A 9,170-nucleotide genomic window follows, 5' to 3' on the forward strand; every position below is an offset into this window, starting at 1 on the left:
TCCTACCCCCTCACCAGACGTAGGCGAGGACTTCCCCGCCCACGCCGTTCTTGTGCGCCTGCCGCTCGGTCTGGAGACCGGCGGATGTCGAGATGATGGCCACGCCCAGCCCGCCGAGAACGCGGGGCAGGTTCGTGGACTTGGCGTAGACGCGCAGACCGGGCTTGGAGACCCGGCGCAGGCCGGCGATGCTCCGCTCGCGGTTGCGCCCGTACTTCAGCTCGATGACCAGGGACTTGCCGACCTCGGCGTCCTCGACGGAGTGCGACGCGATGTAGCCCTCGCGCTGGAGGATCTCGGCGATCGACACCTTGAGCTTGGAGTGCGGCATGACCACGCGGTCGTGGTACGCCGAGTTGGCGTTGCGGAGACGCGTGAGCATGTCCGCGATGGGATCGGTCATCGTCATGGTGACGTCACTGCTTTCCCGCCTGGTTCCCCCGGGCTGGAGCCCGGGGGCCTGTGACGATCTGGAGGGGTACTACCAGGAGGACTTGTGGACACCCGGCAGCTCGCCGGCGTGCGCCATCTCGCGGACGCAGATCCGGCAGAGGCCGAACTTGCGCAGCACGGCACGCGGCCGTCCGCACTTCTGGCAGCGGGTGTAGCCGCGGACCTTGAACTTCGGGACAGCGGCGGCCTTGATGCGGAGCGCCTTCTTGGCCATGTCTCACGCCTCCCAGACAGTGGGTAGGGGAAGCCGAGCGTGCATTGCCGACATTCTCACGCCTCCTTGAAGGGGAAGCCGAGCTTGCGGAGCAGCGCACGGCCTTCGTCGTCGGTCGTCGCCGTGGTGACGACCGTGATGTCCATGCCGCGCGGCCGGTCGATCGAGTCGGGGTCGATCTCGTGGAACATCGACTGCTCGTTCAGGCCGAACGTGTAGTTGCCCCGGCCGTCGAACTGCGTGGCCGAGAGGCCGCGGAAGTCCCGGATGCGCGGCAGGGCGATCGTCAGCAGCCGGTCCAGGAACTCCCACATCCGGTCGCTGCGCAGGGTGACCTTCGCGCCGATCGGCATGCCCTCGCGCAGCTTGAACTGCGCGATGGACTTGGTGGCGCGGCGCATCTGCGGCTTCTGGCCGGTGATGGTGGCCAGGTCGCGCAGCGCGCCGTCGATCAGCTTCGCGTCACGGGCGGCGTCGCCGACACCCATGTTGACGACGACCTTGACGACGCCCGGGATCTGCATGACGTTCGCGTACTCGAACTGCTCGCGCAGCTGCGGAGCGATCTCGTCGCGGTAGCGCTGCTTGAGCCGCGGGACGACCTTCTCGGTGCCCGTATCGGTCGATGCAGTCACCTCAGATCTCCTTCCCGTTGCTGCGGGCCACGCGGACGCTGCTGCGCTTGCCCTCGTCGTCGCGGGTGACCTGGCGGCCGACCCGCGTGGGGGTTCCGTCGGAGTCGACGACCATCACGTTCGAGACGTGGATGGCGGCCTCCTGCGTGACGATCCCGCCGGACTGCGCACCGCGCTGGTTCTGGCTGACCCGGGTGTGCTTCTTGATCCGGTTCACGCCCTCGACCAGGACGCGGTCGCGCTCGGGGTAGGCCTGGATGACCTTGCCCTTCGCGCCCTTGTCCTTGCCGGCGATCACCACGACGGTGTCGCCCTTCTTGATCTTCATGGGTTACAGCACCTCCGGCGCGAGGGAGATGATCTTCATGAACTTCTTGTCGCGGAGCTCGCGACCGACCGGTCCGAAGATGCGGGTCCCCCGCGGCTCGCCGTCGGGCTTGATCAGCACGGCGGCGTTCTCGTCGAAACGGATGTAGGAACCATCCGGGCGGCGACGCTCCTTGACGGTGCGCACGATGACGGCCTTGACGACGTCACCGCGCTTCACCCCCGCTCCGGGGATGGCGTCCTTCACCGTGGCGACGATGGTGTCGCCGATCCCTGCGTAGCGCCGAGCCGAACCGCCCAGCACCCGGATGCAGAGGATCTCCTTCGCACCGGTGTTGTCGGCGACGCGCAGTCGCGACTCCTGCTGGATCACTTCGCCTTCTCCAGGATCTCCACCAGGCGCCAGCGCTTGGTGGCCGACAGCGGGCGGGTCTCCATCAGCCGGACGCGGTCGCCGACGCCGGCCGTGTTGGCCTCGTCGTGCGCCTTGATCTTCGTCGTCCGGCGGATGACCTTGCCGTACATCCGGTGCTTCACGCGGTCCTCGACGACGACGACGATCGTCTTCGCCATCTTGTCGGAGACCACGAGACCCTCACGGATCTTGCGCTCGTTCCGCTCCACCTCAGTGGGCGGCGTCTTGGCCGTGTCGGTCATGCCGCACCCTCGTCCTCGGTCGGGGCGGCAGACAGGCCCAGCTCGCGCTCGCGCATGACCGTGTAGATCCGCGCGATGTCGTGCCGGACGGTACGCAGCCGCCGGTTGTTGTCCAGCTGCCCGGTGGCCATCTGGAAGCGGAGGTTGAACAGCTCCTCCTTGGCCTCACGCACGCGGAGCACGAGCTCCTCGTCGGTGAGCTCGCGCAGCTCGGCGGCGGTCGTCGTCGACGCGGCCATCAGATGTCACCACCCTCACGGGTCACGATCCGGCACTTCATGGGCAGCTTGTGGATCGCGCGGCGCAGGGCCTCGCGGGCGAGCTGCTCGTTCGGGTAGCTCATCTCGAACAGGACCCGGCCCGGCTTCACGTTGGACACCCACTTCTCGGGGGAGCCCTTGCCGGAACCCATGCGGGTCTCCGCCGGCTTCTTCGTCAGCGGGCGGTCCGGGAAGATGTTGATCCAGACCTTGCCGCCGCGCTTGATGTGCCGGTTGATGGCGATACGGGCGGACTCGATCTGCCGGTTGGTGACGTAGGCGGGCTCGAGGGCCTGGATGCCGTACTCACCGAACGTCACGCGGGTGCCGCCCGAGGCCGCACCGGTGCGGTGCGGACGGTGCTGCTTGCGGTGCTTGACCCTGCGGGGGATCAGCATGGTCAGGCCTCCCCACCGGTCGCGTCGTTCGTGGACGGCGCCGGCGCGTCGACCGTGGCGGTGGCGGCGCCACCGGCGGACGACTCGGCGGCGGCGCGGCCGGCCTCGGTGCCGGAGCCCGTGGTGCCCGAGGCACCCGAGCGACGGCGGGCCGGACGCTCGCGGCGCGGGCCGCGGTCGCCACCGGGGGCGGCGGCCGCAGCGGCAGCGCCCTCGCGACGACCACCGACGACGTCACCCTTGTAGATCCACACCTTGACGCCGATGCGCCCGAACGTGGTGCGGGCCTCGAACAGGCCGTAGTCGATGTCGGCGCGCAGCGTGTGCAGCGGGACGCGACCCTCGCGGTAGAACTCCGAGCGCGACATCTCCGCGCCGCCGAGGCGACCCGAGCACTGGACCCGGATCCCCTTGACCTGCGGGGAGCGCATGGCCGACTGGATGGCCTTGCGCATCGCGCGGCGGAACGCCACGCGGTTGGACAGCTGCTCGGCCACGCCCTGCGCGACGAGCTGGGCGTCCGACTCGGAGTTCTTGACCTCGAGGATGTTGAGCTGGACCTGCTTCTTGGTCAGCTTCTCGAGGTTGCCCCGGATGCGGTCGGCCTCCGCGCCGCGGCGGCCGATGACGATTCCCGGACGCGCGGTGAAGATGTCGACGCGGACCCGGTCACGGGTGCGCTCGATCTCGACCTTGGAGATGCCGGCCCGCTCCATGCCCTTGGAGAGCATCTTGCGGATCTCGACGTCTTCACCGACGTACTCGGCGTACTGCTTGTCTGCGTACCAGCGTGACTTCCAGTCGGTGGTGATACCGAGGCGGAAGCCGTGCGGGTTGATCTTCTGACCCATTAGCGGGTCCTCCCCTTCGCACCACGAGCGCCGCGCCCGTTCTTGGCGGGCTGCGACTCGACCTCGACGGTGATGTGGCTCGTGCGCTTGCGGATCCGGTACGCGCGGCCCTGGGCCCGCGGACGGATGCGCTTGAGCGTCGGGCCCTCGTCGGCCATGGCCGCGGCCACCACGAGGGTGTCCGGGTCCAGGTCGAGGTTGTTCTGGGCGTTGGCCGCCGCGCTGGCGACCACCTTGTACAGGGGCTCGCAGGCAGCCTGCGGCGAGAACCGCAGGATGTCGAGGGCCTCCTGGACCGGTCGTCCCTTGATCAGTGCGACGACGCGCCGCACCTTCGTCGGGGACATGTGCACGTACCGCGCCACCGCGCGCGCCCGGACGGGCGCGGCGGCAGTGCCTTCGGCTGTCTCAGCCATGGTCACTTCCTCCTGCTCCGTCTCAGCGCCTGCGCGACTTGCGGTCGTCCTTGATGTGGCCCCGGAAGGTCCGCGTGGGCGCGAACTCCCCCAGCTTGTGGCCGACCATCGAGTCCGACACGAACACCGGCACGTGCTTGCGGCCGTCGTGCACCGCGATCGTGTGCCCGATCATGTCGGGGATGATGGTCGACCGTCGGGACCAGGTACGGATGACGGTCTTCTTGCCCGACTCGTTGAGGACGTCCACCTTCTTGAGCAGGTGGTCATCCACGAACGGGCCCTTCTTCAGGCTGCGTGGCATCTTTTACCTCCCTGCTCAGCGCTTGTTCTTGCCGGTGCGGCGGCGGCGGACGATCAACTTGTCGGACGGCTTGGTGCGGCGGGTGCGGCCCTCGGGCTTGCCCGCGGGGTTGACCGGGTGGCGACCACCGGAGGTCTTGCCCTCACCACCACCGTGCGGGTGGTCGACCGGGTTCATGGCCACACCGCGGACGGTCGGGCGCTTGCCCTTCCACCGCATGCGGCCGGCCTTGCCCCAGTTGATGTTGGAGTGGTCGGCGTTGCCGACCTCACCGATCGTGGCGCGGCAGCGCACGTCGACGTTGCGGATCTCGCCCGAGGGCAGCCGGAGCTGCGCGTACGGGCCGTCCTTCGCGACGAGCTGCACCTTCGCGCCGGCGGACCGCGCCATCTTCGCGCCGCCGCCGGGGCGGAGCTCGATCGCGTGGATCACGGTGCCGGTGGGGATGTTGCGGAGCGGCAGGTTGTTGCCGACCTTGATGTCGGCACGGGGACCGGCCTCGACCCTGTCGCCCTGCTTCAGCTTCTCCGGGGCGATGATGTAGCGCTTCTCGCCGTCGGCGTAGTGCAGCAGTGCGATCCGCGAGGTGCGGTTCGGGTCGTACTCGATCTCGGCGACCTTGGCCGGCACGCCGTCCTTGTCGTTCCGGCGGAAGTCGATCAGCCGGTACGCGCGCTTGTGGCCACCGCCCTGGTGCCGGGTGGTGATGCGCCCGTGCGCGTTGCGACCGCCCTTGGAGTGCAGCGGACGGATCAGCGACTTCTCCGGCGTCGACCGGGTGATCTCGGCGAAGTCCGAGACGCTGGAGCCGCGGCGACCGGGGGTCGTCGGCTTGTACTTGCGGATACCCATGTCCTACGCCCCTGCCCGGCCACCGAAGACGTCGATCGTCCGGCTCTCCTCGGAGAGCGTGACGATCGCGCGCTTCGTGTCCCTGCGCTTGCCGTAGCCGGTGCGGGAGCGCTTGCGCTTCCCGTTGCGGTTCAGGGTGTTCACGGAGAGCACCTTGACGCCGAACACCTTCTCGACAGCGATCTTGATCTCGGTCTTGTTCGCGTCCGGCTTCACGAGGAAGGTGTACTGGCGCTCCTCGAGCAGCCCGTAGCTCTTCTCGGAGACGACCGGAGCGAGCAGGATGTCCCGCGGATCGGGGATCACTTGCCCTCCTCCTTCTCGCGCTGCGACGGCGGCAGCTGGAAACCGGCGGCCTCCGCGGCCTCGGCGGTGGCGAACCAGACCTCCGCCACGGTGCGGGCGTAGAACGAGCTGCCCGGCACGTGGTAGAGCATCGAGTCCGCGTTGCCCTTGACGGGGAAGCCCTCGGGCGCCGAGCCGTCGGCCAGCGGAGCGTGGCTCTGCGGGCCGTAGGGGGCGTCGTCGGTGTCGTCGGCCGCGTCCGCCTTCGCGGCGGGGGCCTTCTTCACCAGCGCCTGCGGCTCGGCCGCGGCGGCCGACTTCCGCGTGGGCGCGGCGACGGGACCGGCGAGGAAGGTCTCGAGCGACTCCTCGGTGAACAGCACGACGTCGTTGACGAGCACGTCGTAGGTGTTCAGCTGGTCCGGCGCGATGAGGTGCACGGCCTGCAGGTTGCGCAGGCTGAGCTGGCTCACGACGTCCTCGCGGCCGACCACGGCGAGCACGCGGTGCCCGGCGTCGCTCACGAGACCCTCGATGACCTTGCGCGCGGCCTTGGTCGACGGTGCGTCACCGGTGGTGAGCGAGTCGACGACGATCACGCGGCCGGCGCGGGCCCGGTCGGAGAGGGCGCCGCGCAGGGCGGCGGCCTTCATCTTCTTGGGCGTCTTCTGGGTGTAGTCGCGCGGCGTCGGGCCGTGGACGGTGCCACCGCCGGCGAACTGCGGGGCGCGCGTCGAGCCCTGGCGGGCGCGGCCGGTGCCCTTCTGGCGGTACGGCTTCTTGCCGCCACCGCGAACCTCACCGCGGGTCTTCGTGTCGTGCGTGCCCTGGCGCGCGGCGGCCAGCTGGGCCACCACCACCTGGTGCATCAGCGGCACGTTCGCGGTGACGTCGAAGACGTGGGCGGGGAGATCCGCCTTCACGGTCGTCGTCATGCCTTCACACCACCCTTCGCGGGGCTCTTGACCAGCAGGAGGCCGCCACGGGGGCCGGGGACGGCACCCTTGATCAGCAGCAGGCCGCGCTCGGCGTCGACCCGGAACACGGTGAGGTTCTGGGTCGTGACGCGGGCGACGCCCATGCGGCCGGCCATCTTGATGCCCTTGAAGACGCGGCCCGGGGTCGCGCAACCGCCGATGGAGCCGGGCGAGCGGTGCTTACGCTGCACGCCGTGGCTCGCGCCGAGGCCGTGGAAGCCGTGGCGCTTCATGACACCGGCGGTGCCCTTGCCCTTGCTGGTGCCGACGACGTCGACCACCGCACCGGCCTCGAAGACCTCGGCGGTGATCTCCTGGCCGGGCGAGTACTCGCCGGCGTCGGAGGTGCGCAGCTCGACCAGGTGGCGGCGCGGCGTGGTGCCGGCCTTCTCGAAGTGGCCGGTGCGCGGCTTGTTCACCTTGCGCGGGTCGATGGCGCCGTACGCCAGCTGGACGGCGACGTAGCCGTCCTTCTCGGCGGTCCGCACCTGGGTCACCACGTTGGGGCCCGCCTGGACCACGGTGACCGGGACCACCCGGTTGTTCTCGTCGAAGACCTGGGTCATCCCGAGCTTGGTGCCCAGGATCCCGGTGATCTGCCTCTCGCTCATGATTCCGTCAGCCCTACTGGATGTTGACGTCGACGGACGCCGGCAGGTCGATGCGCATGAGCGCGTCGACGGTCTTCGGCGTCGGGTCGAGGATGTCGATGAGCCGCTTGTGGGTGCGCATCTCGAAGTGCTCGCGCGAGTCCTTGTACTTGTGCGGCGAGCGGATGACGCAGTAGATGTTCTTCTCCGTCGGCAGAGGCACCGGCCCGACGACCCGAGCACCCGTGCGCGTGACCGTCTCGACGATCTTGCGCGCGGAGGCGTCGATGGCCTCGTGGTCGTAGGCCTTCAGCCTGATGCGGATCTTTTGTCCCGCCATGGTCGTCGGTCGTCCTTCTCATCCTGGGAGCGTGCTACGGGCGGTTCCGGGTCGGGCCCGGCCCGTGGACCGGCGCAGCCACTCCGCCTGGGGCAGCACGGGGCGGCTGTCGGTTCGCACGGTCTGGGCTCCGGTCCACGAGGTCGGGCGTGTCGCGCCCGGCTCGCATACCGGTCCCCGGGATCACCCACGACCCCGGGGGGCCGCTGTGCTCGGGGGGTCCGCACCGGGGCGGCCCGCGATCGCTCGCGGGCCGGCGCCCGATGCGCAACCCGTCAAGGATGCCACACGGACGTGCGGCATCCTCGACCGGGGTGGTGCGGTACTACTTGGTGATCTTGGTGACCTGGCCGGCGCCGACGGTCCGACCACCCTCGCGGATGGCGAACTGCAGGCCCTCCTCCATGGCGATCGGCTGGATCAGCTTCACGTCCATGAGGGTGTTGTCGCCCGGCATGACCATCTCGGTGCCGCTGGGCAGGGTCACCACGCCGGTGACGTCCGTCGTCCGGAAGTAGAACTGGGGACGGTAGTTGTTGAAGAACGGCGTGTGACGGCCACCCTCGTCCTTGGACAGGATGTAGACCTGGCCGACGAACTCGGTGTGCGGGGTGGTGGTGCCCGGCTTGGTCACGACCATGCCGCGCTCGACCTGCTCGCGCTTGATGCCGCGGAGCAGCAGCGCCGCGTTGTCGCCGGCGCGACCCTCGTCGAGGAACTTCTTGAACATCTCGATGGACGTGGTGGTCGTCTTGAAGGACTTCTCCTTGATGCCGACGATCTCCACCTCCTCGTTCACCTTGACGATGCCGCGCTCGATGCGACCGGTGACGACGGTGCCACGACCGGAGATCGTGAAGACGTCCTCGACCGGCATCAGGAACGGACGGTCGACGTCGCGCTCGGGCTCCGGGATCGACTCGTCGACGGCGTCCATGAGCTCGAGCAGCTTCTCGGCCCACTCGGCGTCGCCCTCGAGGGCCTTGAGCGCCGAGACGCGGACGATCGGCAGGTCGTCGCCCGGGTAGTCCTGAGCCGAGAGCAGCTCGCGGACCTCGAGCTCGACGAGCTCCAGGATCTCCTCGTCGTCCACCATGTCGGCCTTGTTCAGCGCGACGACGATGTACGGCACGCCGACCTGGCGGGCGAGCAGCACGTGCTCGCGCGTCTGGGGCATGGGGCCGTCGGTGGCGGCGACCACGAGGATGGCACCGTCCATCTGGGCCGCACCGGTGATCATGTTCTTGATGTAGTCGGCGTGCCCGGGGCAGTCGACGTGCGCGTAGTGGCGCTTCTCGGTCTGGTACTCGACGTGCGCGATCGAGATCGTGATGCCGCGCTGGCGCTCCTCGGGAGCCTTGTCGATCTGGTCGAACGCCGACGCCGCGTTGAGCGTCGGGAACTTGTCGTGGAGAACCTTGGTGATTGCCGCCGTCAGCGTGGTCTTACCGTGGTCGATGTGACCGATGGTGCCGATGTTGACGTGCGGCTTGGTCCGCTCGAACTTCGCCTTCGCCACTGGGGAATCCTCCTGGACTGAGTGACTTCATCCGCCGTGCTGACGGGGGGTCTGTGGGTCGTGCCGGGTCCGGCGGGCCCGTGGTGGGCCCG

General features: G+C 69.2%; 17 protein-coding genes. All 17 read right to left on the bottom strand.

The window, feature by feature from the left end; genetic code table 11:
* Window positions 1-10: 10 nt before the first annotated feature.
* The 17 genes from rpsH to tuf all read right to left on the bottom strand — a co-directional run bounded on the left by rpsH (window position 11) and on the right by tuf (window position 9,078).
* Complete coding sequence (gene rpsH / locus I4I82_RS09915) at window positions 11-409, bottom strand: 30S ribosomal protein S8 (RefSeq protein ID WP_141278869.1); 399 nt, start codon at window positions 407-409, stop codon at window positions 11-13.
* A 72-nt stretch (window positions 410-481) separates the two neighbouring features.
* Window positions 482-667: a type Z 30S ribosomal protein S14 gene (locus I4I82_RS09920; RefSeq protein ID WP_172157793.1), complete on the bottom strand. Its 186-nt coding sequence runs from the start codon at window positions 665-667 to the stop codon at window positions 482-484.
* A 56-nt stretch (window positions 668-723) separates the two neighbouring features.
* The gene (gene rplE / locus I4I82_RS09925) at window positions 724-1,302 is read right to left on the bottom strand and encodes a 50S ribosomal protein L5 (protein WP_218588918.1); all 579 of its coding nucleotides are present in this window, start codon (window positions 1,300-1,302) and stop codon (window positions 724-726) included.
* A gap of 1 nt (window position 1,303) precedes the next feature.
* Window positions 1,304-1,630, bottom strand: coding sequence for a 50S ribosomal protein L24 (gene rplX / locus I4I82_RS09930; RefSeq protein ID WP_172157782.1), 327 nt, complete (start codon window positions 1,628-1,630; stop codon window positions 1,304-1,306).
* Window positions 1,631-1,633: 3 nt separating this feature from the next.
* Window positions 1,634-2,002 (bottom strand): 50S ribosomal protein L14, encoded by a 369-nt coding sequence (gene rplN / locus I4I82_RS09935; protein WP_172157780.1) that lies wholly within the window; start codon window positions 2,000-2,002, stop codon window positions 1,634-1,636.
* Window positions 1,999-2,286, bottom strand: coding sequence for a 30S ribosomal protein S17 (gene rpsQ, locus I4I82_RS09940; protein WP_172157778.1), 288 nt, complete (start codon window positions 2,284-2,286; stop codon window positions 1,999-2,001). Before rpsQ ends, rplN begins: the two co-directional genes overlap by 4 nt.
* Window positions 2,283-2,525, bottom strand: a complete 243-nt coding sequence (gene rpmC / locus I4I82_RS09945; protein WP_172157776.1) for a 50S ribosomal protein L29 — start codon at window positions 2,523-2,525, stop codon at window positions 2,283-2,285. Before rpmC ends, rpsQ begins: the two co-directional genes overlap by 4 nt.
* On the bottom strand, window positions 2,525-2,944 hold the full coding sequence (gene rplP / locus I4I82_RS09950; RefSeq protein WP_141278862.1) for a 50S ribosomal protein L16: 420 nt from the start codon (window positions 2,942-2,944) through the stop codon (window positions 2,525-2,527). The genes rpmC and rplP overlap by 1 nt, the downstream gene beginning before the upstream one ends.
* Before the next feature lie 2 nt (window positions 2,945-2,946).
* Entirely contained in the window at window positions 2,947-3,795 is an 849-nt protein-coding gene (gene rpsC / locus I4I82_RS09955; protein WP_218588917.1) for a 30S ribosomal protein S3, read from the bottom strand.
* Window positions 3,795-4,211 carry a 50S ribosomal protein L22 gene (gene rplV, locus I4I82_RS09960; RefSeq protein ID WP_218588916.1) on the bottom strand — a complete coding sequence of 139 codons (417 nt, stop codon included), beginning with the start codon at window positions 4,209-4,211 and terminating at the stop codon, window positions 3,795-3,797. The genes rpsC and rplV overlap by 1 nt, the downstream gene beginning before the upstream one ends.
* Before the next feature lie 22 nt (window positions 4,212-4,233).
* Window positions 4,234-4,515, bottom strand: coding sequence for a 30S ribosomal protein S19 (rpsS, locus tag I4I82_RS09965; RefSeq protein WP_141278859.1), 282 nt, complete (start codon window positions 4,513-4,515; stop codon window positions 4,234-4,236).
* Between the two features lie 15 nt (window positions 4,516-4,530).
* Entirely contained in the window at window positions 4,531-5,367 is an 837-nt protein-coding gene (rplB, locus tag I4I82_RS09970; RefSeq protein WP_218588915.1) for a 50S ribosomal protein L2, read from the bottom strand.
* Between the two features lie 3 nt (window positions 5,368-5,370).
* The gene (rplW, locus tag I4I82_RS09975; protein WP_172157760.1) at window positions 5,371-5,673 is read right to left on the bottom strand and encodes a 50S ribosomal protein L23; all 303 of its coding nucleotides are present in this window, start codon (window positions 5,671-5,673) and stop codon (window positions 5,371-5,373) included.
* Window positions 5,670-6,587, bottom strand: a complete 918-nt coding sequence (gene rplD, locus I4I82_RS09980) for a 50S ribosomal protein L4, sunset domain variant (RefSeq protein WP_218588914.1) — start codon at window positions 6,585-6,587, stop codon at window positions 5,670-5,672. Before rplD ends, rplW begins: the two co-directional genes overlap by 4 nt.
* Window positions 6,584-7,240, bottom strand: coding sequence for a 50S ribosomal protein L3 (rplC, locus tag I4I82_RS09985; RefSeq protein WP_218588913.1), 657 nt, complete (start codon window positions 7,238-7,240; stop codon window positions 6,584-6,586). Before rplC ends, rplD begins: the two co-directional genes overlap by 4 nt.
* A 13-nt stretch (window positions 7,241-7,253) precedes the next feature.
* Window positions 7,254-7,559, bottom strand: a complete 306-nt coding sequence (rpsJ, locus tag I4I82_RS09990; protein WP_040804197.1) for a 30S ribosomal protein S10 — start codon at window positions 7,557-7,559, stop codon at window positions 7,254-7,256.
* A gap of 325 nt (window positions 7,560-7,884) precedes the next feature.
* Window positions 7,885-9,078 carry an elongation factor Tu gene (gene tuf, locus I4I82_RS09995; protein ID WP_218588912.1) on the bottom strand — a complete coding sequence of 398 codons (1,194 nt, stop codon included), beginning with the start codon at window positions 9,076-9,078 and terminating at the stop codon, window positions 7,885-7,887.
* Window positions 9,079-9,170: the final 92 nt, after the last annotated feature.

It is taken from the genome of Pseudonocardia oceani, assembly GCF_019263585.2.
Classification (GTDB): domain Bacteria; phylum Actinomycetota; class Actinomycetes; order Mycobacteriales; family Pseudonocardiaceae; genus Pseudonocardia; species Pseudonocardia oceani.